The 22112-nt window shown below is 63.5% G+C and carries 23 protein-coding genes; 9 read left to right on the forward strand and 14 right to left on the reverse strand.

Annotated features, from left to right (window positions below; all coding sequences use genetic code 11):
• Positions 1 to 34 precede the first annotated feature (34 nt).
• Genes ACR3EK_RS08805 through ACR3EK_RS08815 form a run of 3 tightly spaced genes read right to left on the reverse strand, consistent with a single transcriptional unit; the run spans position 35 to position 3070 of the window.
• Complete coding sequence (locus ACR3EK_RS08805; RefSeq protein WP_170595339.1) at positions 35 to 1081, reverse strand: aldo/keto reductase; 1047 nt, start codon at positions 1079 to 1081, stop codon at positions 35 to 37.
• A 56-nt stretch (positions 1082 to 1137) separates the two neighbouring features.
• On the reverse strand, positions 1138 to 1599 hold the full coding sequence (locus ACR3EK_RS08810) for a DNA polymerase III subunit chi (protein ID WP_480633183.1): 462 nt from the start codon (positions 1597 to 1599) through the stop codon (positions 1138 to 1140).
• Positions 1600 to 1603: 4 nt separating this feature from the next.
• Positions 1604 to 3070, reverse strand: a complete 1467-nt coding sequence (locus ACR3EK_RS08815) for a leucyl aminopeptidase (protein ID WP_170390349.1) — start codon at positions 3068 to 3070, stop codon at positions 1604 to 1606.
• Between the two features lie 228 nt (positions 3071 to 3298).
• Here ACR3EK_RS08815 and lptG point away from each other — a divergent pair, with 228 nt between their 5' ends.
• From lptG to rsmA, 5 genes are all read left to right on the forward strand, one after another.
• Positions 3299 to 4399, forward strand: a complete 1101-nt coding sequence (gene lptG / locus ACR3EK_RS08820) for an LPS export ABC transporter permease LptG (RefSeq protein WP_170372421.1) — start codon at positions 3299 to 3301, stop codon at positions 4397 to 4399.
• The gene (locus tag ACR3EK_RS08825) at positions 4399 to 6567 is read left to right on the forward strand and encodes an LPS-assembly protein LptD (RefSeq protein ID WP_480633184.1); all 2169 of its coding nucleotides are present in this window, start codon (positions 4399 to 4401) and stop codon (positions 6565 to 6567) included. Before lptG ends, ACR3EK_RS08825 begins: the two co-directional genes overlap by 1 nt.
• A 68-nt stretch (positions 6568 to 6635) precedes the next feature.
• Positions 6636 to 7811: a peptidylprolyl isomerase gene (locus tag ACR3EK_RS08830; RefSeq protein WP_480633185.1), complete on the forward strand. Its 1176-nt coding sequence runs from the start codon at positions 6636 to 6638 to the stop codon at positions 7809 to 7811.
• Complete coding sequence (gene pdxA / locus ACR3EK_RS08835) at positions 7808 to 8773, forward strand: 4-hydroxythreonine-4-phosphate dehydrogenase PdxA (RefSeq protein WP_480633186.1); 966 nt, start codon at positions 7808 to 7810, stop codon at positions 8771 to 8773. Before ACR3EK_RS08830 ends, pdxA begins: the two co-directional genes overlap by 4 nt.
• A gap of 84 nt (positions 8774 to 8857) precedes the next feature.
• Positions 8858 to 9700, forward strand: coding sequence for a 16S rRNA (adenine(1518)-N(6)/adenine(1519)-N(6))-dimethyltransferase RsmA (gene rsmA / locus ACR3EK_RS08840; protein WP_480633187.1), 843 nt, complete (start codon positions 8858 to 8860; stop codon positions 9698 to 9700).
• Positions 9701 to 9768: 68 nt separating this feature from the next.
• Here rsmA and ACR3EK_RS08845 read toward each other — a convergent pair whose 3' ends face one another.
• From ACR3EK_RS08845 to prfA, 3 genes are all read right to left on the reverse strand, one after another.
• Positions 9769 to 10341: a DUF4167 domain-containing protein gene (locus ACR3EK_RS08845; RefSeq protein ID WP_170338278.1), complete on the reverse strand. Its 573-nt coding sequence runs from the start codon at positions 10339 to 10341 to the stop codon at positions 9769 to 9771.
• 239 nt (positions 10342 to 10580) lie between these two features.
• Entirely contained in the window at positions 10581 to 11426 is an 846-nt protein-coding gene (prmC, locus tag ACR3EK_RS08850) for a peptide chain release factor N(5)-glutamine methyltransferase (protein ID WP_170358938.1), read from the reverse strand.
• Complete coding sequence (gene prfA / locus ACR3EK_RS08855) at positions 11423 to 12478, reverse strand: peptide chain release factor 1 (RefSeq protein ID WP_480633188.1); 1056 nt, start codon at positions 12476 to 12478, stop codon at positions 11423 to 11425. Before prfA ends, prmC begins: the two co-directional genes overlap by 4 nt.
• Before the next feature lie 56 nt (positions 12479 to 12534).
• Between prfA and ACR3EK_RS08860 the strand changes: the two genes are divergently transcribed.
• Entirely contained in the window at positions 12535 to 12843 is a 309-nt protein-coding gene (locus ACR3EK_RS08860) for a hypothetical protein (RefSeq protein ID WP_425328542.1), read from the forward strand.
• On the opposite strand, the gene ACR3EK_RS08865 is transcribed toward ACR3EK_RS08860, so the two are convergent.
• The 4 genes from ACR3EK_RS08865 to ACR3EK_RS08880 form a co-directional block, all read right to left on the reverse strand.
• Positions 12769 to 13176, reverse strand: coding sequence for a DUF1499 domain-containing protein (locus tag ACR3EK_RS08865; protein ID WP_480633189.1), 408 nt, complete (start codon positions 13174 to 13176; stop codon positions 12769 to 12771). The genes ACR3EK_RS08860 and ACR3EK_RS08865 overlap by 75 nt on opposite strands.
• 66 nt (positions 13177 to 13242) lie before the next feature.
• Positions 13243 to 14190 carry an agmatinase gene (gene speB, locus ACR3EK_RS08870; RefSeq protein ID WP_480633190.1) on the reverse strand — a complete coding sequence of 316 codons (948 nt, stop codon included), beginning with the start codon at positions 14188 to 14190 and terminating at the stop codon, positions 13243 to 13245.
• Positions 14191 to 14259: 69 nt separating this feature from the next.
• A complete protein-coding gene (gene speB, locus ACR3EK_RS08875) occupies positions 14260 to 15237 on the reverse strand; it encodes an agmatinase (RefSeq protein ID WP_170366168.1) in 978 nt (325 codons plus the stop codon).
• 35 nt (positions 15238 to 15272) lie between these two features.
• The gene (locus ACR3EK_RS08880) at positions 15273 to 16436 is read right to left on the reverse strand and encodes a M20 aminoacylase family protein (protein WP_480633191.1); all 1164 of its coding nucleotides are present in this window, start codon (positions 16434 to 16436) and stop codon (positions 15273 to 15275) included.
• A gap of 66 nt (positions 16437 to 16502) precedes the next feature.
• Between ACR3EK_RS08880 and mazG the strand changes: the two genes are divergently transcribed.
• The 3 genes from mazG (at position 16503) to ACR3EK_RS08895 (ending at position 18809) form a co-directional block, all read left to right on the forward strand.
• On the forward strand, positions 16503 to 17360 hold the full coding sequence (gene mazG / locus ACR3EK_RS08885) for a nucleoside triphosphate pyrophosphohydrolase (protein ID WP_480633192.1): 858 nt from the start codon (positions 16503 to 16505) through the stop codon (positions 17358 to 17360).
• A 61-nt stretch (positions 17361 to 17421) separates the two neighbouring features.
• A complete protein-coding gene (locus ACR3EK_RS08890; protein WP_480633193.1) occupies positions 17422 to 18363 on the forward strand; it encodes a nucleoside hydrolase in 942 nt (313 codons plus the stop codon).
• Positions 18360 to 18809 carry a GNAT family N-acetyltransferase gene (locus tag ACR3EK_RS08895; RefSeq protein ID WP_480633194.1) on the forward strand — a complete coding sequence of 150 codons (450 nt, stop codon included), beginning with the start codon at positions 18360 to 18362 and terminating at the stop codon, positions 18807 to 18809. Before ACR3EK_RS08890 ends, ACR3EK_RS08895 begins: the two co-directional genes overlap by 4 nt.
• Here ACR3EK_RS08895 and ACR3EK_RS08900 read toward each other — a convergent pair.
• From ACR3EK_RS08900 to ACR3EK_RS08915, 4 genes are all read right to left on the reverse strand, one after another.
• Complete coding sequence (locus tag ACR3EK_RS08900; RefSeq protein WP_170338259.1) at positions 18806 to 18976, reverse strand: hypothetical protein; 171 nt, start codon at positions 18974 to 18976, stop codon at positions 18806 to 18808. The genes ACR3EK_RS08895 and ACR3EK_RS08900 overlap by 4 nt on opposite strands.
• Positions 18977 to 19110: 134 nt before the next feature.
• Positions 19111 to 19653: a GNAT family N-acetyltransferase gene (locus ACR3EK_RS08905; protein WP_480633195.1), complete on the reverse strand. Its 543-nt coding sequence runs from the start codon at positions 19651 to 19653 to the stop codon at positions 19111 to 19113.
• 46 nt (positions 19654 to 19699) lie between these two features.
• The gene (gene eno / locus ACR3EK_RS08910; protein ID WP_170366178.1) at positions 19700 to 20977 is read right to left on the reverse strand and encodes a phosphopyruvate hydratase; all 1278 of its coding nucleotides are present in this window, start codon (positions 20975 to 20977) and stop codon (positions 19700 to 19702) included.
• Positions 20978 to 21112: 135 nt separating this feature from the next.
• Positions 21113 to 21997, reverse strand: a complete 885-nt coding sequence (locus ACR3EK_RS08915; RefSeq protein WP_170449765.1) for a DMT family transporter — start codon at positions 21995 to 21997, stop codon at positions 21113 to 21115.
• Positions 21998 to 22112 lie beyond the last annotated feature (115 nt).

A 22112-nucleotide genomic window follows, 5' to 3' on the forward strand; every position in this document is an offset into this window, starting at 1 on the left:
TTGGCTGCGACGACGGGGGCAGCGCCCCCATCCCTCAATACGGCATCGGATGCGCGCGATGGGCCGCGTTGATCTCGGCCAAAATCTCATCCGACAGCACGACATCCCGCCCCTCCAGGATCCGCTCCAGCTGCGCCTGCGTGGTCGCGCCGAAGATGACCGAGGTCATGAACGGCCGCGCCTGGCACCAGGCCAGCGCCATGTGCACCGGGTCCAGCCCGTGTTTAGCGGCAATCGCCAGATAGGCTTCGACCGCGTCGAAAACCCGGTCGCCTTTGCGCCCGCCCATCTGCGGCACGATCGACATGCGCGATCCCTCGGGCACAGCCCCGCCCTGATACTTGCCGGTCAGAAATCCGGCGGCCAGCGGCGAGAAGGCCAGCAGGCCCACATCCTCATAGGCGCTCAACTCGGCCATGTCGGTGTCATACAGGCGGCACAGCAGGGAATACTCGTTCTGGACCGACGCGACCCGTGGTGCCCCCAACTCGTCGGACAGGCGCAACCACTGAGCGGTACCCCAGGCGCTTTCGTTCGACAGGCCGAAGGCGCGGATATTGCCCTTGTCCACCTGCACCTGCAGCGCCTCGAGGCATTCGCGCATGTTGTCCAGAACCGCCTGCCGATCACCGCCCGACGGGTCGTAGTCCCAATTCTGCCGGAACATGTAACTTCCGCGGTTGGGCCAGTGGAATTGGTACAGGTCGATGTAGTCGGTCTGCAGACGCCGCAACGATCCCTCGATGGCCCCGGGGATCGTGCTGGCCGAGATCGGTGCTCCGTCCCGCGCATGCGCGAAGCCGGCGCCCGAATGCTTGGTCGCCAGAACATAGCTGCCGCGGCGGGCCGGGTGTGCCGCATTCCAGTTGCCGATGATCTGCTCGGTCTTGCCCACGGTCTCCTTGGTGATCGGGTTGACCGGGTACATCTCGGCGGCATCAAGGAAATTGATCCCGGCCGCCAGCGCCGTGTCGATCTGACGATGCGCGTCCGCCTCGGGGGTCTGCGTGCCGAATGTCATGGTTCCGAGGCACAGGTCCGAGACCTGGATCCCCGTGCGGCCCAACGGTTTCATTTTCATCAATCAATCTCCTGTCGCGCGGATCGCCACGCCTGCAATCTGATTTCGGTCCCGAGTCACCCGGATTCGGCCTTTTTCTCCCAACGGCCGGATTCCTCCGACCAATACTGCGCCGCGCAACCCGCCGCGGTCAGAGTCTTCCATTGACCACGCGCATGATCCACCGCGGTTGGGTCGTTGCCATCGAACAGGATGCAAACCCGCTCCGAGGCGGTCACCTCATCCGGCGTCACCTCGGCCCCGTCCACCGCCATCAGGCAAGACGGGTTGTTGGCAGCGTCCGCCTCGGTAGTCAGCAGAATCGGCTGAACCGCGTCATACGGCCCACCTGCCTGCCCATGCGGCAGAAACGCGTCTTCGGGGCCCAGCCAAAGCCTTTCGTCCAGCCAGTCCATCCGCGCAGGGTCAGTGCCTCGCACCGCAATCCGCCACCCGGCCTGTCGTGCCTTGTCCAGCAATACCGGCAAGGTCTGCTCAAGTGGATGGCGGGTCAGGTGGTAGAAGTAGACGGCGCCCATCGACCTACTCGAAATTGTCCTGCACGAAACGGCTGAGCGCACGGACGCCCCAACCCGTGGCGCCCTTGGGCGCATAGGACGTTTCCGCCGCGACCGAGGCCACGCCCGCGATATCCAAATGGATCCAGGGTGTTTCTTCCTTGACGAAACGCTGCAGAAACTGCGCTGCGGTGATCGAACCGGCCGGCCGGCCGCCCACGTTCTTCATGTCCGCGATGCGCGACTTCAGCAGATCGTCATAAGCCTGCCCCAGCGGCATACGCCACGCGCCTTCATCCTCGGCCCGGGCCGCCTTCAGGAACGCGTCGCAGAATGTGTCGTTGTTGGAAAACACGCCTGCGTTTTCATGCCCCAGCCCGATGATGATCGCGCCGGTCAAGGTGGCCAGATCGATCATGCCGACCGGATTGAACCTCTCCTGCGCGTACCACATGACGTCACACAGCACCAAACGGCCTTCGGCGTCGGTGTTGATGATCTCGACCGTATCGCCCTTCATCGACTTGACCACGTCGCCCGGCCGCGTGGCGCTGCCCGAGGGCATGTTCTCGACCAGTCCGACCAGGCCCACGACATTGGCCTTGGCCTTACGCTTGGCCAATGCGCGCATGGTGCCCGCAACGACGCCTGCGCCGCCCATGTCCATGGTCATATCTTCCATACCAGCGGCCGGTTTGATCGAAATACCGCCGGTGTCGAAAACGACCCCCTTGCCGACCAGAGCCAGCGGTGCGTCATCAGCATCGCCGCCATTCCACTGCATCACGACGACTTTCGAGGGGCTGTCCGACCCTTGCCCGACGCTCAGCAGGGTCCGCATGCCCAACTCGGCCAGCTTGTCTTCCTCCAGCACCTCGACCTTCAGGCCCAACTCCTCCATCTCTTTCAGACGGTTGGCAAATTCGCTCGTTGTCAGGATGTTGGCGGGTTCGTTCGTCAGGTCGCGGGTCATGCGCACACCATCAGCAACCGCATAGAGCGGTGCGAAGGCGGCCTTGGCGTCGTCGGGCTTGGCGTGGCAGATGGACACCGCGCCTTTTGCGTCATCGTCCGTGGTTTTGTGCGCGTCAAAATCATAGCTGCGCAAAGCAATGCCCAAGGCCAGTTCCTCGGTCCGTACCTGGTTGCCCGCCATGACCAGCAGGTCCTTGCCACCTGCCAGCTTGGCCAGCGCAGCACCGCCCTTGCGGGCTTCGTCCGGTTCGGGGCGGCGTGGCAGGACGAGAATGTCCAATGCCTCTGCCTCCATCCCGCCGGGCCAAGCCAACGAGATCACGTCGCCAGTCTTGACCTTGGCGAAACGGTCACTTTCCACCAGCCGGGCCACGGCACCACGGGTCAGTCGGTTTGCGCGGCGCGCGGCGGGGTTCATCTTGCCATCGGCGGGAATGAGAATGGCCACCCGGCCTTGGGCCTGCGCCATCAGGTCCAGTTCGAAGGCTTGAAAACGGATCGGTACCAGACTGCTCATTTCTTGCTCCTGAAAAACTCTGCCCACAGACCTAGCCCGCGCCGCCGCCATTGACCAGATAGCAGTTTTCCCCGCCCGCCAATTGCATTAAGGTCGCGCCAAAATGACCGGCAGGCTCGGGGGAGAAAACTTGGCATCATTCGGCAGGCATAGGCCGTCGCGCATGTTTTTGTGCCTTGGCGATTCTGGCAACAGGCCTGCTGGACGCCACGTGCCGGGGATGCGGCCGTGATTCTGGACCGGTACTTCGCCCGCCGCTTTTTGCAGAGCTTTCTGGTGATTGGGGCCATCTTCCTGACACTGATGATCCTGATCGACCTGATCGAACAGGCCCGTCGGTTCAATGACGCCGACCTGTCATTTGGCCAGGTTCTGCAGCTGACGCTGTTGAACACACCCGCTGCGATAAGCGAGATGCTGCCGCTGTTGATGATCCTGTCGACCATTGCCCTGTTTGTCGGCCTCGCACGCAGCTCGGAGTTGGTGGTGACCCGGGCGATCGGCCGCTCGGGTATCCGCGCGCTGTTGGCACCGGTCCTTCTGGCGCTGATAATCGGAACTCTGGCGGTGGCCCTGCTGAACCCGATTGCGGCGGCCACGTCCGAGCAGTACCGGCATTTCTCGGATCTATACAAAAACGGTGGCAGTTCCGCCCTGTCGATCAGCCGCGATGGGCTTTGGCTGCGTCAGGGCTCGCCGCAGGGCCAATCGGTGATCCATGCCCGCGCATCGACCAACGACGCCGAGCTTGAATTGATCGACGTGTCCATCATCACGTTTTCGCCCGAAGGTCTTCCGACCCGTCAGATCATCGCCGACGGCGCTCGCCTCGACGACGGGGCCTGGATCCTGCGCAACACCAAGGAATGGCCCCTGTCCAGCGACACCAACCCCGAGACCCACGCCGTCACGCATGAGACCCTGCGGCTGCCCACTTCGCTGACCCGTCAGCGCATCCTTGAAACCTTGGGCCAACAGGACAGCGTCTCGGTCTATGACCTGCCCCAACTGATCCGCGACCTGCGCGAGGCGGGCTTTTCAACCAAGCAATACGAGGTTTGGCTGCAGGTGCAGCTGGCGCGCCCATTCTTCCTGATTTCGATGGTGTTGATCGGCGCGGCTTTCACCATGCGGCACGTGCGGTTCGGCGGCACCGGCGTCGCCGTGCTGACGGCTGTTCTTCTGGGGTTCGGCGTATACTTCGTGCGCAATTTCGCTCAGATTTTGGGAGAGAACGGCCAATTGCCAATTGTGATTGCGGCCTGGGCACCGCCGTTTGCGGCCATATTGCTGTCGCTCGGCCTTCTGCTGCACGCGGAGGACGGCTGATGCGGCGCCTTCTGCCCCTTCTTTTGTCCAGTGCTGTGTTCTTTTCCGGTCCGGGGCTGGCATTGGCCCAAACCTCGGAGACCAGTACGCCCGCGTCTGACACGGCACAACAACAGGATCAGCCTGCCCTGCTGGTGGCTGACAGGATCTTCATCACCCCGGATCGCAAACTGGTGGCCGAGGGCAATGTCGAAGCCTTTCAGGGCGACGTCAAACTGTCCGCACAGCGCGTGGTGTTTGACCGCGAGTCGGGCGAGCTGACGCTGGAGGGTCCGATCCGGATCGATCAGGGCGGACGCTCGACCGTCCTTGCGGACTCAGCGCAGCTGGATGACGGCATCCAGAACGGGTTGTTGACCGGCGCACGGCTGGTGTTCGACCAGCAGGTACAGATCGCGTCGGTTCAGGCAACCCGCGCGGCAGGACGCTACACGCAGTTCAGCAAAGTCTCGGCCACGTCCTGCCATGTCTGCGCCGATGGTCGGCCGCCCCTCTGGCAGATCCGGGCGCGCAAGGTCACGCATGATCAGCTCGAACGGCAGTTGTATTTCGAGGGCGCCCAGTTCCGCATTCTGGATGTGCCGGTTTTCTACTTTCCAACCCTGCGTCTGCCGGACCCGACACTGGACCGGGCAACCGGATTTCTGGTGCCGTCAATCCGCACGACCTCGCAGTTGGGTACCGGCGTCAAAACGCCGTATTTCTTCAAACTGGGCGATCACAGGGATCTGACGCTGACCCCCTACCTGTCGTCCAAGACCACGACGCTTGGCTATCGCTACCGGCAGGCCTTCAAGAACGGCCGCATCCAGTTTGAAGGGGCCTATACCCGCGACGATGTACAGCAGGAGCAGGATCGGGGCTATTTCTTTGCAAATGGCTGGTTCAATCTGCCGAACGACTTCCGGCTGACCTTTGACGTCCAGACCGCATCGGACGACTCGTACTTGGCGGACTATGGGCTGCCTGACTATGACCGCCTGCGCAGCGAGATCGCGCTTGAGCGCATCAAACGCGACACAGCGTTTCGGACCAGCTTCATTCACTACAAGACCCTTCGCGACAGCGAGGAACAGGATGAGATCCCGTCGCAGGTTTTCGATCTGTTCTACCAGAAACGCTATTTCCCCGCGTCCGCTGTCGGCGGTGAGGTGCGGTTGGGCTTCGTCACCCACACCCACACCCGGACCAGCGACGAGGATACCATCGGGGGCGATGTGGCCCGCGCCACATTCGACGCCCAGTGGCTGCGCAGCTGGACCTTTGCCTCCGGGCTGCGCGCGGATGCGGAACTGGGGGCTTCAGTCGACACGTTCGACATTCGCAATGACAGCGCCTACCCCGACCAGATCACCCGGTCGACCCCGCGTGCGGCTTTGACACTGCGCTATCCGATGACCCGGCGCGAAGCCTCTGGCGCGACCCAGTTTCTTGAGCCGATCGCGCAGTTTGGCTGGACTCATGTTTCGGACACCGATTTGCCCGATGACGAAAGCACCTTCCAGGAATTTGACCAGGGCAACCTGTTGTCCCTGTCGCGCTTTCCGGCCGAGGACCGACGCGAAGACGGCACGACCGCGGTCGTGGGCGTGAACTGGGCTCGGTATGCCCCGGGCGGTTGGCGGGCATTGGCCACGGTCGGCCAGGTCTTCCGCTCGACCGCCGATCCGAACTTCACCGCTACGTCCGGCCTGCAGGGAACTTCGTCCGACCTGCTGCTGGCAGGGCAGATCAAGACGAACAATGGCCTTACACTGGCCGCACGCGGATTGATGGATGGAGATTTCAGCTTTACCAAGGCTGAATTGCGCGGAACCTGGGCCAACGAGGGGACCCAACTGGGCGGAAGCTATATCTGGCAGCAGCCGGACCCGGCCGAAAACCTTGACATGGAGACATCCGAGATACGGTTGACCGCACGTCAACGACTGGATGAAAACTGGAGAGCCAACGCCCTGGCCCGCTATGATCTGGCAGAATCCGAACCGCTGCGGCTGGGCTTGGGTGTGACGTATGAAAATGAATGTGTGCAGGTTAACATGTCCGTCAGCCGGCGATATACTTCGACATCAAGTATTGAGCCTTCGACGGAATTCGGCTTTACCGTTGCACTGACAGGATACGCCGTTGAAGGCGGGGGCAAGAAGTATAAAAGAAAATGCAGCTGATTTCAGGTTTTTCCAGGTTCTTTCGTTCCCGTTGGCTAACGGCATTTGCGCCCGGCCTCGCGGTCGCCATGCTGACAGTTGCGCCTCAGCAAGCCCCCGCGCAAAGCTTGTTTTCGCCGGCTATCCGCGTGAATCAGGATATCGTCACCTGGTACGAACTGGATCAGCGCCAGCGGTTTCTCGAAATTCTGGGTATCCCGGGCAGCTCGGAGGCCGAAGTCCGCAAGGCGCTGATCGACGAGCGCCTGCGCAAACAGGCCATGCGCGAAGCCGGCATCCAGCCCACTCCCGAAGACATTCAGGTTGCGATCGACGAATTCGCTTCGCGTGGTCAGCTGACCCCGGATCAGTTCCTGAAGGCACTGGCTGATGCGGGCATCGACCGGGAAACCGTGCGGGATTATGTATCCAGTCAGCTGGCATGGCGCGACTATGTCAGCGCCCGCTTTATCTCTCAGGCCCGTCCGACGGACGACGAAATTGACCGTGCAATGGGTCAGACCGGCGGTGGCGGTCTCCAGGTTTTGCTGTCCGAAATCATCATCCCCGTGAATGCGCAGACCTTGGCACAGGCCGAAGCCTTGGCCGACGAGATCGCCCGTGTCGAAACCATCGATGCGTTTTCGGCCGCCGCCACGCAGTACTCGGCAGCGCCGACACGCGAAAATGGCGGACGCCTGGACTGGTTGAACGTCACCAACCTGCCTCCGGCGCTGCAACCGGTTATCCTTGGCCTGAAGAATGGCGAAGTCACGGCGCCGCTGAGCCTGCCAAACGCCGTAGCGCTGTTCCAGATGCGCGGCCTGCGAGAAGTGGCCGCCAGCACGCCGCGGTTCTCCAAGATCGACTATGCGGCCTATTACCTGCCTGGCGGGCTCAGCCCCGAAACGTTGCAAAGAGCCGCTGAACTGAAGGAAACGGTGGATACCTGCGACGACCTGTACGGCATCGCCAAGGGGCAACCGCCCGAGGTACTCGACCGAGTCTCGGCAAGTCCGTCCGAAATCCCGCGCGACATCGCGCTGGAACTCGCCAAGCTGGACCCCAACGAGGTGTCGACCTCTCTGACCCGAAACAACGGCCAGACGCTGGTGTTCCTCATGCTGTGCAATAGGACGCGCGATCTGGGTGAGGACACGTCGCGCGAGGACGTGGCCAACGCGCTGACGCAGCAACGCCTGCAAGCATTCGCCAACAGCCTCGTCGAACAGCTGCGCGCCGACGCCACCATCATCGAGCAATGACCGCGCCCATCGCGCTCAGCTGCGGAGAACCTTCGGGCATCGGTCCGGAGATCGCCGCCAAGGCCTGGGCCGCATTGCGCGACAGCTGCCCATTCTTTTACATCGGCGATCTCGGCCACCTGCCCGACGACATCCCCAAGACCGAAATCGTAGACCTCGCCCAGGTGGCCGACATCTGCGCAGATGCGCTGCCGGTGCTGCCGCTGACCTTTCCGGCCCCGAACCTGCCCGGTCACCCCGATCCAGCCAATGCGCCTTCGGTGATAGACGCCATCGAAACCGGCGTGTCACTGGTGCAATCGGGCGCGGCCTCGGCCCTCTGCACGGCACCGATCCACAAGAAGGCCCTGATCGACGGCGCCGATTTCGCCTATCCTGGCCATACCGAATTTCTGGCGGCGCTGGCAGGCCGTTCCCGCGTGGTGATGATGCTAGCCAGCGAGCAACTCCGCGTGGTGCCCGCCACGATCCACATCCCGCTGTCGCAGGTGCCCTCGCGGCTCACGCCCGATCTGCTGCGCGACACGATCCAGATTACCGCCGACGGCCTGCGCCGCCAATTCGGTATCCCGCATCCTCGCATCGCGGTAGCCGGTCTCAACCCCCATGCTGGCGAGGGTGGCAAGATGGGCCGCGAGGAACTGGACTGGATCGCCCCTCTGCTGGCCGATCTCACCCCCGAGGGCTACACCGTCACCGGCCCGCACCCGGCAGACACGATGTTCCACGCCGCCGCACGCGCCCGCTATGACGCCGCCATCGCCATGTATCACGATCAGGCGCTGATCCCGATCAAGACCCTCGACTTCGACCGTGGCGTGAACGTGACCCTGGGCCTGCCCTTCATCCGCACCTCGCCCGACCATGGCACCGCGCTCGACATCGCCGGACAGGGCATCGCAAACCCCACCAGCCTGATCGAGGCGCTGAAACTCGCCCAACGCATGGCACAAAGCACTTGATCCTTCATCTGGCGCCAAATATCCCCGCCGGAGGCAAAAATTCTCTGGCGCACCGCCTGCCCCTCGCGCCACGGTAACCGGATCATGAGCGCAATCGACACCCTCCCCCCGCTGCGCGAGGTCATCGCCAAGCACCAGCTCTCGGCGCGCAAGTCGCTGGGTCAGAACTTCCTGCTCGATCTCAACCTGACGGCCAAGATCGCCCGGCAGGCCGGCGACCTGAGCCAATGCGACGTGCTGGAGATCGGCCCCGGCCCCGGAGGCCTGACCCGCGGTTTGCTGACCGAAGGTGCGCGCAAGGTGGTGGCGGTGGAAAAAGATACCCGCTGCATCGCCGCGCTTCAGGAAATCGCCGCTGCCTATCCCGGGCGGCTCGAGGTCATCAATGGCGACGCTCTTGAAATCGATCCGCTTGAACATCTGAACCCGCCCATCCGCGTGGCGGCCAATCTGCCCTACAATGTGGGCACGGAACTGCTGGTGCGCTGGCTGACCCCGCCGGAATGGCCACCCTTCTGGCAGAGCCTGACCCTGATGTTCCAGCGCGAGGTGGCCGAGCGCATCGTGGCGCAGCCCGGCACCAAGGCTTATGGGCGGCTGGCGATCCTGGCCCAGTGGCGGGCCGAGGCGCGCATCGCCATGTCCCTGCCCCCCGGTGCGTTCACGCCGCCGCCCAAGGTCAGCAGCGCCGTGGTCCACCTGACCGCCCTGCCCGAACCCCGCTTTCCGGCCGATGCCGGTATTCTGTCACGTGTCGTGGCCGCTGCGTTCAATCAACGCCGCAAGATGCTGCGCGCGTCGCTCAAGGGGATGGCCCCAGATATCGAGGACCGCCTGAACGCCGCCGGCATCAAGCCCACCGACCGTGCCGAGCAGATATCACTCGAAGCGTTCTGCGCGCTGGCGCGTGAGATACAAAAAACCTGATCCCGAACGAAAACGGCCCCGGACATCTCTGACCGGGGCCTTTGAACTCTGTGCGCAACCGCTATGGCTTATTCGGCAGCCTCTGGTGCATCACCGCCGCCTTGGGGGGCCTGCTCTTCTACGGCCTTAGGCTTGCGTGCGCGCGGTCTCCGGGCAGGTTTGTCCTTGCGCTCGGCCGCTTCGGCCTTGGCGCCCGCGCTTTCGGGCGTCTCGACAAGCCCGGATTCAGGAGTATCCGAATCGGCGTTCAGATCAACGATGTCCGGCTGCGGAGCCTCGGCCGGGTCCGCCTGGCGTGCGGCTTCACGTTCCTGCCGTTCCGCCCGCTCCCGATCGCGTTCGGCCTGACGCTCGCGGTTCTGGCGTTCCTGCTCCTCCCGACGCGCTTCCATTTCGCGTTGCGCCTCGCTCAGCAGGCGCAGGTAATGCTCGGCATGTTGCTGAAAGTTTTCGGCAGCGACGCGGTCATTGGCCAGCTGTGCATCGCGCGCCAGCTGGTTGTACTTGTCAATGATCTGCTGCGGCGTGCCGCGCACCTTGCCCTCGGGCCCCGAGCTGTCGAAAACCCGGTTAACGACGTTTCCACCAGAGGGACGATTGCGGTTGTTCTTTGCCCGCGAGCGGGATTTGGAGGATCTCATCTTACTGTACGTCAGCCTTGTCTTGCACTGTCGATCCACCCGTATTCTGCGCTGCTCTGTGGCCTGTGCCGTCACGGGATGTCGACTTTTTTGGGCTTGGCGTCAGGGGTGCGCCGAAGGGGCGTCAACCGCGCTGACTACTCTGAGTAAGCATGTCCTGACGGCGCAGACAAGGGGTTAATACACCAAATGCCGGGTTTTTTACCCCGACCGGCGTAAATCGGCCTCAGAATCCGCGGCTAGCCCGGCATTCTGGCGCCCACCACCCGGTCCCGCCCGTCCAGATCAGGAACGACACGGATATCCGCCAGCCCCGCCGCGTCGAACAACGCGCTAACCGCCTGCGCCTGTGTCGGACCGATTTCCACCAAAAGCCGCCCGCCGGGAACAAGGTGATCGGGGGCACCGGCCGCAATCCGGCGATAGGCGTCCAGCCCGTCCGCTTCATCCGTCAAAGCCAGACGCGGCTCGTGCTCGCGCACTTCGGGCGACAAGTCATCCATTTCGTCGAGCGCGATATAGGGCGGATTGGAAACGATCAGGTCGAAATGGCCACCAATGTTGTCAAACCAGTCCGAGCGTTGGATTTCCGCCCGATCCTGCACCCCGTGGGCCACCGCATTCGCACTTGCCTGCAGACAGGCTGCCTCGCTCAGATCGACGCCCAGCCCGGTTGCGCTGGTGCGTTCTGCCAGCAGGGTGATCAGGATGCAGCCTGAGCCGACGCCCAGGTCGAGCACCCGGTCAAACGGCTGGCTCAGGGCCGCTTCGATCAGCGCCTCGGTTTCGGGGCGCGGGTCCAGAACGTCGCGGCTGACGCGGAAGCGTCGGCCGTAGAATTCGCGCTCGCCCAGCAGATGGGAAACCGGCACCCGGATCGCGCGCAGCGACACCAGTTGCTCATACCGTTCGGCGATCTCGGGCGAGAGCTCTTCGGGCGCGATCAGGGTCACGCGGCTGGCCTCGATCCGGGCGGCATGGGCCAGCAGAACCCGGGCGTCCCGCGCCGGGTCGTCCACACCTGCGGCCCGCAGGCGCGCGGTGGCGGCCACCATGGCCTGTGCCGCTGTCAGCGCCGCGATCATTGCGCCATCTCCGCCAACAGGCGCGCCTGATCGTCGGCGGTTAGCGCGTCGATCACCTCATCCAGATCGCCCTGCATGATCTGATCGAGCTTGTAGAGCGTCAGGTTGATCCGGTGATCGGTCATCCGGCCCTGCGGGAAATTGTAGGTCCGGATGCGCTCGGATCGGTCGCCCGACCCCACCTGGCTGGCCCGGTCGGCCGAGCGTTCGCTGTCGATCCGCTGACGTTCGAGGTCATAGAGACGCGTCTTGAGCACCTGCATCGCGATCTCGCGGTTGCGGTGCTGTGATTTCTCGGAACTCGTCACCACGATTCCCGTGGGCAGGTGGGTGATCCGCACCGCCGAGTCGGTGGTGTTCACATGCTGCCCACCCGCGCCCGAGCTGCGCATCGTGTCGATGCGAATGTCATTCGGGTCGATCTGGATGTCCACATCCTCGGCCTCGGGCAGAACCGCCACAGTCGCCGCCGAGGTGTGGATGCGCCCGCCGCTCTCGGTTTCGGGTACACGCTGTACGCGGTGCACGCCGGATTCGTATTTCAGCCGGGCAAAGACGTTGTCGCCCTTGATATGGGCCACCACTTCCTTGATGCCGCCCAGTTCGGTCTGCTGTTCTTCGATGATCTCGAACTGCCAGCCGCGCGCTTCGGCGTAGCGCTGATACATCCGCAGCAGGTCGCCCGCGAAAAGCGCCGCCTCGTCGCCGCCGGTGCCGGGGCGGATCTCCAGCATCGCCGGCCGCGCATCGGCCGCGTCCTTGGGCAGCAGCGCCAGTTGCAGCGCATGCTCGGCTTCGGGGATGTGCGCCTTGAGCTGCGGGATCTCCTCCTCAGCCAGCTCTTTCATGTCGGGGTCGTCCAGCATCGCCTCGGCCTCGGCCAGATCGGCCCGCAGCTGGCGCCAGGCTGCGATCTGTTCGACCACCGGCTTGAGGTCGGAATATTCCTTGGCCAAAGCCGCGATATCGCCGGCCGAGGCGCCATCGGACATGGCCGCTTCGAGGTACTGGAATCGCTGGGTGATCTGTTCAAGACGTTCTTCGGGGATCATTGGGGCGGTGTCTATCATCCGACGGCTTTGGTCAAGGCCCCGGCTTGTGCTAAGCTATGCCCATGAAACGGATCATGGCCCTGCTGATCGTCTGCGCAACGCCCGGTCTGGCCGATGTCATCGGCCCCGGTGGCAAGGTGCAGGATTGCTATTGCACCGACACCTCCGGCGCGCGGGTGGAACTGGGCGAAATGGTCTGCCTGCAGGTCGATGGCCGCATGTTCATGGCCCAATGCCAGATGTCGCTGAACGTGCCGATGTGGCGCGAGGTGTCCGAGGGGTGCCTGTCTTCAGGACTGCAGAGCCGCCAGCCAACCGTCGACCCGGGTGCGGTTGACGTCGAAATCCCGTCGGCCAAATCGTAACCGTCCATAGATGCGCAACGAGTCGCCGTCCTGCTGGGCGGTAGTGTAGTCGGGAAAGCCGAACACCCGGCTGCGGGACACATAGGTGATCAGACCCTCATCCACCGATCCGGCCAGCACCGTCGTACGCGGCGTCGCCCGCGCCATCTTGTCCAGCCGCGCGAGGCCGTCCGGCCCGGTCTGCACCACGCGGATCACGCCTCCGGGCAGGTCACGATCTGCCTCGGCCACGACTGGCACATGCCAGCGCGCGGGATCGGCCGGTGCCAGCCGCACATAGAGGCCAAGCCCGACAACCGCGGCGACGATCAACCAAAGAACCATGCGTTTCATTCCAATCAGACCTTCCGGCAGAACCCTAGCCGCCCGCTGGTAAGGGGCAAGACCTGCCGGCGCTGCCTACCGTGACGTCACGCCGGGCAGAATGCACAGCAGTTCGAACAGCAGATTTGCCGCCGTCAGCGCGGTGTTGCCCGACGGGTCATAGGGCGGCGAGACCTCGACCAGATCGCAGCCCACCACGTTCATGCCCCCCAGCGCGTGGATCAGCTGCAGCGCTTGCGGCGTGGTCAGCCCGCCGATCTCGGGCGTACCGGTGCCGGGGGCATAGGCCGGGTCCAGGCTGTCGATGTCGTAGGTGACATAAACCGGATGCTCGCCGATTTCCTTGCGGATCAACGCTCCGATTTGAGTCAGGTTTTGTTGCCACAACTCCCACGCAGGAAACTGCCGGAACCCCCAGCCCTTGGCCTCGGTGAAATCGCTGGCCGCATAGCCCGACCCGCGGATACCGACCTGAAAGGTCTTGTCGGGCACGATCAGCCCCTCTTCATACGCGCGGCGGAAGACGGTTCCGTGGGTTTCGCACTCGCCGAACATCTCATCATTGACGTCGGCATGGGCGTCCACATGCACCAAGGCAACGGGCCCGTGTTTCGCGGCAACGGCCCGCAGGATCGGCAAGGTGATCGAATGGTCGCCCCCCATCGCCACCGGGATCACGCCCTCCGCCAGGATCGCGTCATAGCTTTCCTTGATGATCCGAAGGCTGTCGGCCAGCGAGAAGGTGTTGATCGCCAGATCTCCGATATCGGCGATCTGGAGGCTGTCGAAAGGCGCGGCGAAGGTAGCCATGTTGTAGGGCCGGATCATCGCGCTTTCGGCGCGGATCTGTTTGGGGCCGAATCGGGTGCCCGACCGCCATGAGGTTCCGATATCCATCGGCACGCCCAGCACCGCCACGTCCAGCCCCGCCAGCGTATCGGCCGCGGGCAACCGCATGAAGGTGTTCGGCCCGGAAAACCGCGCCAGATCATTGCCGCTGATGGGTTGGTTGAATTGGCTCATGGCGTGCGCGCCCCCTGTCCCGTTGGTTCACCTGATACCGGCCATAGCAAAACCAAGGCTAACCAATGGTTAAAGCCGCCCGTCTTTCGCTAGCTTGGTCCATCCCAGCAGGCAGATGATCTGGGTCGCCACATGCGCCCCCGCGATCGCCGTTGCACCGGACGTATCATACGGCGGAGACACCTCGACCACGTCGCCGCCCTTGATGTTGATCCCGGCGATGTCGCGCAGAATGATCTGTGCCTGAATCGAGCTGAGCCCACCCCAGACCGGCGTGCCGGTGCCAGGCGCAAAGGCCGGGTCCAGCCCGTCGATGTCAAAGCTCAGATAGACCGGACTGTCGCCCAGGATGCCCTTGATCTTCTGCGCCACGGCGGCGGGGCCGGATTCATAGACCTCGCGCGCGTCGATGATGTTGACGCCCAGCGTGTCTTCGTTGGTGGTGCGGATCCCCACCTGAACGGAGCGTTTCGGGTCCACGATCCCCGACTTCACCGCCTTGTAGAACATGGTTCCGTGGTCCACCCGGCTCATGTCGTCATCGGCCCAGGTGTCGGTATGGGCATCGAACTGCAACAGCGACATCGGACCGTATTTCTCGGCATAGGCCTTGAGGATCGGAAAGCTGATATAGTGGTCGCCCCCCAGCGTGACCGAGGCCACATCCGCCGCCAGAATGGTACGGATATGATTGGTCAGCGTGTCGGGAAAGGCCGGGATGTTGGCATAGTCATAGGCCATGTCGCCATAGTCGATGATCGCCAGCTCGCTGAGCGCATCGAAGGGCCAGCCATAAGGCGCATCGGGCGATTGCAGGGCGCTGGCCTCGCGGATCGCGCGCGGACCCAGACGGGTGCCGGGGCGGTTGGTCACCGCCTGATCGAACGGCACGCCGGTCACCGCGATATCGGCGCCGGTCAGATCCTTGGTGTACAGCCGCCGCAGAAAGGACGTGGCCCCGCCAAAGGTGTTTTCATAGCTCAACCCCTTCAGGTCGGGGTTGGTAAAGGCCTCATCGACCTGGTTTTTTGCGTCTTCCAATGCCATTTTGGCCCGTTTCCTCCCTGATATTGACCGGACCGTCAGGTCAACGGCTGCGCCTTTTCGACGATGCGCGCAAAGAACGAGGCACCCACCGGTGCGATCTCGTCGTTGAAATTATACTTGGGGTGGTGCAACCCCGGCCCGTCGCCCTGCCCCAGGAACAGATAGGCGCCCGGACGTTCCTGCAGCATGTACGAGAAATCTTCGGCCCCCATCTCGCGGCCCGAATTGGCGATCACCCGATCGGTGCCTGCCACCTCGCGCGCCACCTCGGCGGCGAAACCGGTCTTGTCCGCATCGTTCACCGTGGCCGGATAGCCGACGACATAATCCAGGGTCGCCGTGACCCCGTAGGATGCCGCCTGCCCCTGCACGATTTCCTCAAGCCGGGCCATCACCATCTGCTGCACCGCCGGATCGAAGGTCCGAACGGTGCCGTTCAGATAGGCGGTGTCGGGGATCACGTTGTTCACGGTTCCGGTGTGGATCTGGGTGACCGAGATCACCAGATCGTCCAGCGCATAGTGGTTGCGGCTGACGATGGTCTGGATCGCCTGCGCGATTCCGCTGGCGGCCATGACCGGGTCGCGCGTCTCGTGTGGCATGGCGCCGTGGCCACCCACGCCCTGAATGTGGATGTCGAACGTATCGACCGCCGCCATGATCGGCCCGGGCGTAGTATAGAACGCGCCCTCGGCAAAGCCCGGCGCATTGTGCAGGGCATAGACCTGAGCGATGTCGAACCGGTCCATCACACCCTCTTTGACCATGATATCGGCACCACCGCCCTCTTCCTCGGCGGGTTGGAACAGCAACGCCACCCGGCCCCGGAAATTCCGCGTCTCGGCCAGATACCGCGCCGCGCCCAGCAGCATAGTGGTGTGCCCGTCATGCCCGCAAGCATGCATCATGCCCGGTGTCTTCGAGGCATAGTCCACACCCGTTTCTTCAGCGATCGGCAGCGCATCCATGTCGGCGCGCAGCCCGATCGTGGGGCCATCGCCCTGCCCGGTGATGATCGCCACGATCCCTGTCTGCGCGATCCCTTCGTGCAATTCGTCCACGCCGAATTCACGCAGCCGCTCGGCCACGAAGGCGGCGGTCTGGTGGCAGTCGAACTCCAGTTCCGGGATCGTGTGCAGGTGCTGGCGCCATTCGGCCATGTCGGCGGCGTAATCGGCAATGCGGTTGACGACGGGCATCGGGGGTGGACTCCTGATCCAAGCTGCGGGATGGATGCATCTGACACCGGAACAAGGGGCTTCGCAATGGCTGAAAATCCACTGATCCACGATACCGACGCCGGAATCGAGCGGCTGCTGGAGATCATGCGCCGCCTGCGCGACCCGGAAACCGGCTGCCCGTGGGACATCGAACAGGATTTCGCCACCATCGCCCCCTACACGATCGAAGAGGCCTATGAGGTCGCCGACGCCATCGAACGCCAGGCCTGGGACGAGCTCAAGGGCGAGCTAGGAGATCTGCTGTTCCAGTCGGTCTTTCACGCGCAGATGGCCGAAGAGGCCGGGCATTTCACCTTTCAGGACGTGGTGCGCACCATGTCCAACAAGATGGTGGCCCGCCACCCGCATGTCTTCGGCGACGAATCCCGCGACAAGTCTGCCGAACAACAGACCCGCGACTGGGAGGCGATCAAGGCCGCGGAGCGCGCGGGCAAGGAACAGAAAGGCGCTCTGGACGGGGTGGCCGCCAACCTGCCCGCCCTGCTGCGCGCCTACAAGCTGCAGAAACGCGCCGCTCGGGTGGGGTTTGACTGGCCCGATGTCAGCCATGTGCTAGACAAGATCACCGAAGAGGCCGCCGAACTGGAAGAGGCGCGCGATAGCATGGACGCGGACGCGCTCGAGGACGAGTTCGGCGACCTGCTCTTCGTGATGGTCAATCTCGGTCGCCATCTGGGCATCGAGCCCGAGGCCGCCTTGCGTCGCACCAACGCCAAGTTCACCCGCCGGTTCGAACAGGTCGAAGCCCGGCTGGCCGCACGTGGCAAGACGCCGTCAGACAGCACGCTGGAAGATATGGACGCCCTGTGGGACGCGGTGAAAACCGAAGAACACCGCGCCAACGGCAAACTCCCGCCGCTCAAGGCCGCAAGCGACGCCTGAAACCGCTGGACAAGCCGGGCCGCGCTTGCCAGTGTCCGCCCTTCAAGACCCCGGAGGCCCCATGACCGCGCGCAAGATCATCATCGACACCGACCCCGGACAGGACGACGCCGTCGCCATCCTGCTGGCCCTGGCCAGCCCCGACGAGATCGAGGTTCTGGGCATAACCGCCGTCGCCGGAAACGTGCCGCTGGAGCTGACTGCAAAGAATGCGCGCATCGTCTGCGAACTGGCCGGGCGCACGGACACTCCGGTCTTTGCCGGGTGCGGCCGCCCGTTGAAACGTCCTCTGATCACCGCCGAGCACGTGCATGGCAAGACCGGGCTGGACGGCCCCGTCCTGCCTGACCCGCAGATGCCGTTGGCCGAGGGGCATGGCGTCGATTTCATCATCGATACGCTGCGCGCGCAGGATCCCGGCACCGTCACCCTCTGCCCGCTGGGGCCGCTGACCAACATCGCCACGGCTTTTCAGAAGGCGCCCGACATTGTTGAGCGCGTGCAGGAAATCGTGCTGATGGGTGGTGCTTACTTCGAAGTCGGAAACATCACACCCACCGCTGAATTCAACATCCATGTCGACCCCGAGGCCGCTGATATCGTGTTCAAATCCGGCGTTCCGATCGTGGTGATGCCGCTGGATGTGACGCACAAGGCCCTGGTCACCAAACCGCGCAACGACGCGTTCCGGGCCCTTGGCACCAAGGTCGGCATCGCCGTGGCCGAGATGACCGATTTCTTCGAACGTTTTGACAAGGAAAAATACGGCAGCGAGGGCGCGCCCCTGCACGATCCCTGCGTGACCGCCTATCTGATCCGCCCCGAGCTGTTCTCGGGCCGCCATGTGAACGTCGAGATCGAAACCCAGTCGGACCTCACGCTCGGCATGACCGTCGCCGACTGGTGGGGCGTCACCGACCGCAAGCCCAACGCGCTGTTCATCGGCGACGTGGATGCCGACGGGTTCTTTGCCCTGCTGACCGAACGGCTGGCGCGGCTATGAGCGCCGCCCTGCGCCTTGCCCGCCCCGACGACCTTGACCGGCTGATGGGCTTGGTCGCGGCCTTTCACGCTGAGGCCGGGATCGAACAGGACCCCGACCAAAGGCGCGATGCGCTGACGCCGCTGCTGGAAGGCATCCCGCATGGCTGCATCTATCTGATCGGCCCGTCGCGCGCGCCGCTGGGCTACATCATCCTGACCTTCGGTTGGTCGGTCGAGTTCGGGGGGATGGACGGGTTCGTGGACGAAATCTACATCCGGCCTGCAATTCGCGGCCGCGGAATTGCCACCGAGGTTCTATTGGACTTGCCCAAAGCGCTGGCCGGTGCCGGCCTCACGGCCCTGCATCTGGAAGTGGATCGAACCAACGAGGCCGCGCAGAAACTCTACCTTCGGACCGGTTTCAAACCGCGCGACCGTTACATGTTGATGAGCAAAAAGCTCTAGCGTGACTCGCCGCGGAAGATCAGCCCGGGATTGTAGTACATCTCTTGCACCGGATCGTTCTGCGACACCGGCTCGCCGGTGATCGGGTAGGTGTCAGGCCCTGCGCAGGCCGCCAGAACCCCGACGGAAAGCACGGAAATAACGAGAAGGATTCTTGAAGCGGACATCACGTTCTCCTTTTCTGCTGTACCGTCAAGCTACGCCCGACAACGTCGCACTTGTAGGAACAAGTTCACACATAATCACATTTATGTTTGCATTTTTTCTCCCTGCCTGCCCCAAACTCGGGCGTAAAGGGAGATTACCCTGCAATTCCATCGGGTTCGGCAGAGTCACCCGCCAGTGACATTTCGAAGAACAACAGCTGGCCTTGGGCGATCTTGGGTATATCCGAATAGGCATCGCGCAGCTTGAACCCCAGCGACAGATACAGCCGAGTCGCCGCTTCCAGCGGTTTTCCGGTGTCCATCCGGATCATCTCAAACCCGTCCTTGCGGCACTGGGCAATCAGCGCCTGCATGATCGCACACCCCGCGCCAGTGCCCCGAGCGTCATCGGTCACGAACACGCGCTTGATCTCGGCGATACCCGGACCGATCGTCTGGAACATCCCGCAGCCCACCGCCTGCCCGTCCAGCATCGCCAGCCGGGTCCCGCCCTTGGGTGGCATATGCTCGACTTCGATGGCGGACAGAACAGCCGCATATTTCTTGGGTGGATAGAACGTGTTCACGACCTGCCGCGATCGTTCATCCAACGTCAGCAGATAGGCGTGATAATCCCAACACAAACGCCGGACAGCATCGAACTGGTCCGGCGTTCTTGGTTCAACGATACTAAGCATGACGGACCCCCGGCCAATGTCGGGGGTCAGCCTAGCAGCTTGTGCCTTACTTGCGAAGGATCGAACGCCCCGCGTATTCGGCGACCTCGCCCAGCGTTTCCTCGATGCGGATCAGCTGGTTGTACTTGGCCAGCCGGTCCGACCGCGCCAGCGAGCCGGTTTTGATCTGACCGCAGTTGGTGGCCACGGCCAGATCGGCGATGGTGGCGTCCTCGGTCTCGCCCGAGCGGTGCGACATCACGTTGGTATAGCGGGCGCGGTGCGCCATATCCACGGCGCGCAGGGTCTCGGTCAGCGAACCGATCTGGTTCACCTTGACCAGCATCGAGTTGGCGCAGCCCTTCTCGATCCCTTCGGCCAGACGCGCGGGGTTGGTCACGAACAGGTCGTCACCTACCAGCTGCACCTTGCCGTCCAGCTCGTCGGTCAGCGCCTTCCAGCCGTCCCAGTCATCCTCGGACATGCCATCCTCGATCGAGATGATCGGATAGTCGTTCACCAGGGCTGCCAGATAGGCCACGTTCTCGTCGCTGCTGAGGGTCTTGCCCTCGCCCGACAGGACGTATTTGCCGTCCTTGTAATACTCGGTGGCGGCGCAATCGAGCGCCAGGTAGATCTCGTCACCCGGCTTGTAGCCCGCCTTCTCGATCGACTTGAGGATGAAATCCAGTGCCTCGCGGGTCGAGGCGATGTTGGGGGCAAACCCGCCCTCGTCGCCGACACCGGTGGCCAGCCCGGCGGCCGATAGTTCCTTTTTCAGAGTGTGGAACACTTCCGAACCCATGCGCACCGCTTCGCGGATGTTGCTGGCGGCCACGGGCATGATCATGAATTCCTGGATGTCGATCGGGTTGTCGGCATGTTCGCCGCCATTGATGATGTTCATCATCGGCACCGGCAGAACCCGCGCCGAGGTGCCCCCCACGTAGCGATAGAGCGGCTGGGTGGTGAAATCCGCCGCCGCCTTGGCCACGGCCAGCGACACGCCCAGAATGGCGTTGGCGCCCAGGCGGCCCTTGTTCGGGGTGCCGTCCAGCTCGATCATGGCGGCGTCGATCGCCACCTGCTCGGTCGCGTCAAAGCCCACCAGCTCTTCGGCGATCTCGCCGTTCACGGCGGCCACGGCTTCGAGCACGCCCTTGCCCATGTAACGGGACTTGTCGCCATCGCGCTTTTCCACCGCCTCATAGGCGCCGGTCGATGCGCCCGAAGGCACGGCGGCCCGGCCCATGGTGCCGTCTTCCAGAACCACGTCCACCTCGACGGTGGGGTTGCCCCGGCTGTCCAGGATTTCGCGTGCGTGGATGTCGATGATGGTGCTCATGATACCGGTCCCTGAAAATGCGTTCGGTTGCATGCCTCATACCAGCACGCGGGGAAAAGTAAACCGGGTCCGTTATCGCTAACACGCATATTTTCCGGCCTTTAGCGCCAACAGCGGCGTGTTTGCGCCAACAGGTCAGCAGACCGCCGGAGCCATGGCCCGCGCAATGCGCCGTTCGCGGATGAACGTGTACATGCCCGACCCGATGATCAGCGACGCGCCGATCATGGTCATCAGGTCCGGCCGTTCGCCGAACATCCACATCCCTGCCAAGATCGAAAACAGCAGCCGCGTATAGCGGAACGGCGTCAGGGCCGAGGCCTCGCCCACGCGCATTGCGGTCACGATCCCCAGATAGCCTAGAACACCAAAACCAACGGCACCGAAATAGGGTCCGATCTGCCCCATCTGCAGCGGCGCCAGAGGCTGCGCCGAGGTCAGCATCAGCACGCCGCCGGCAATCGCGACCGCTGCATAGGCCTGCAGCGCCACCACGGCCGAGGCCACGCGCGCGTCCAGCCGGCGGGTGATCAGGTCCCGCGCGGCAATGGCGATGACGCTGGCCACCACGAACAGAGCCTCGGGCCGAAACCCGTCCAGACCGGGGCGGATGATCATCAGAACGCCGATAAACCCGACACCGATTGCGCTCCAACGGCGCCAGCCGACCTGTTCGCGCAGGAAGAGTGCGGCCCCCATCGTGACCACCAGCGGCATCGCCTGGAACACGGCCGCAACGGTCGACAGGTCGACCAGGGACAAGGCGGTGACAAAGCTCAGCGCCCCGACCGCCTCGGTGCACGCGCGGATCACGAACAGCGGTTGCCAGGCGGCCGAGTCAAAGATCGGTTTGCGTGTCACGATGGCCATGGCGGCAAAGACTAGCGCGCAGAACAGCCCCAACACGATCATGACCTGACCGGTCGGCACGGTGACCGACAAATGCTTGATGAACATGTCCTCAAGCGTGAAGGCGGCCATAGCGCCGATGACCAGCAGGATGCCGTTCGCGTTGTTCATGTCATTGCCTATTGAATTCGGACGGCTTAATTGCCGCGTCGCAACGCAGAAGACCCGGATCGCGCCCCCGTGGCAAGCGCGAAGAGGGCTTGGAATCATGAATAGATTTTAGATG

Source organism: Ruegeria sp. BC8, from assembly GCF_056535705.1.

Coding starts and splice junctions, on each gene's coding strand:
- speB (WP_170366168.1), bottom strand. CDS start 15,237: ATGGCATTGGAAGACGCAAAAAACCAGGTCGATGAGGCCTTTACCAAC.
- prmC (WP_170358938.1), bottom strand. CDS start 11,426: ATGATCGCGGCGCTGACAGCGGCACAGGCCATGGTGGCCGCCACCGCG.
- ACR3EK_RS08830 (WP_480633185.1), top strand. CDS start 6,636: ATGCTGACAGTTGCGCCTCAGCAAGCCCCCGCGCAAAGCTTGTTTTCG.
- mazG (WP_480633192.1), top strand. CDS start 16,503: ATGGCTGAAAATCCACTGATCCACGATACCGACGCCGGAATCGAGCGG.
- speB (WP_480633190.1), bottom strand. CDS start 14,190: ATGAGCCAATTCAACCAACCCATCAGCGGCAATGATCTGGCGCGGTTT.
- ACR3EK_RS08915 (WP_170449765.1), bottom strand. CDS start 21,997: ATGAACAACGCGAACGGCATCCTGCTGGTCATCGGCGCTATGGCCGCC.
- ACR3EK_RS08825 (WP_480633184.1), top strand. CDS start 4,399: ATGCGGCGCCTTCTGCCCCTTCTTTTGTCCAGTGCTGTGTTCTTTTCC.
- ACR3EK_RS08815 (WP_170390349.1), bottom strand. CDS start 3,070: ATGAGCAGTCTGGTACCGATCCGTTTTCAAGCCTTCGAACTGGACCTG.
- rsmA (WP_480633187.1), top strand. CDS start 8,858: ATGAGCGCAATCGACACCCTCCCCCCGCTGCGCGAGGTCATCGCCAAG.
- ACR3EK_RS08810 (WP_480633183.1), bottom strand. CDS start 1,599: ATGGGCGCCGTCTACTTCTACCACCTGACCCGCCATCCACTTGAGCAG.
- ACR3EK_RS08905 (WP_480633195.1), bottom strand. CDS start 19,653: ATGCTTAGTATCGTTGAACCAAGAACGCCGGACCAGTTCGATGCTGTC.
- eno (WP_170366178.1), bottom strand. CDS start 20,977: ATGAGCACCATCATCGACATCCACGCACGCGAAATCCTGGACAGCCGG.
- ACR3EK_RS08805 (WP_170595339.1), bottom strand. CDS start 1,081: ATGAAAATGAAACCGTTGGGCCGCACGGGGATCCAGGTCTCGGACCTG.
- pdxA (WP_480633186.1), top strand. CDS start 7,808: ATGACCGCGCCCATCGCGCTCAGCTGCGGAGAACCTTCGGGCATCGGT.
- ACR3EK_RS08880 (WP_480633191.1), bottom strand. CDS start 16,436: ATGCCCGTCGTCAACCGCATTGCCGATTACGCCGCCGACATGGCCGAA.
- ACR3EK_RS08895 (WP_480633194.1), top strand. CDS start 18,360: ATGAGCGCCGCCCTGCGCCTTGCCCGCCCCGACGACCTTGACCGGCTG.
- prfA (WP_480633188.1), bottom strand. CDS start 12,478: ATGATCCCCGAAGAACGTCTTGAACAGATCACCCAGCGATTCCAGTAC.
- ACR3EK_RS08845 (WP_170338278.1), bottom strand. CDS start 10,341: ATGAGATCCTCCAAATCCCGCTCGCGGGCAAAGAACAACCGCAATCGT.
- ACR3EK_RS08865 (WP_480633189.1), bottom strand. CDS start 13,176: ATGAAACGCATGGTTCTTTGGTTGATCGTCGCCGCGGTTGTCGGGCTT.
- ACR3EK_RS08900 (WP_170338259.1), bottom strand. CDS start 18,976: ATGTCCGCTTCAAGAATCCTTCTCGTTATTTCCGTGCTTTCCGTCGGG.
- ACR3EK_RS08860 (WP_425328542.1), top strand. CDS start 12,535: ATGCCCATGAAACGGATCATGGCCCTGCTGATCGTCTGCGCAACGCCC.
- ACR3EK_RS08890 (WP_480633193.1), top strand. CDS start 17,422: ATGACCGCGCGCAAGATCATCATCGACACCGACCCCGGACAGGACGAC.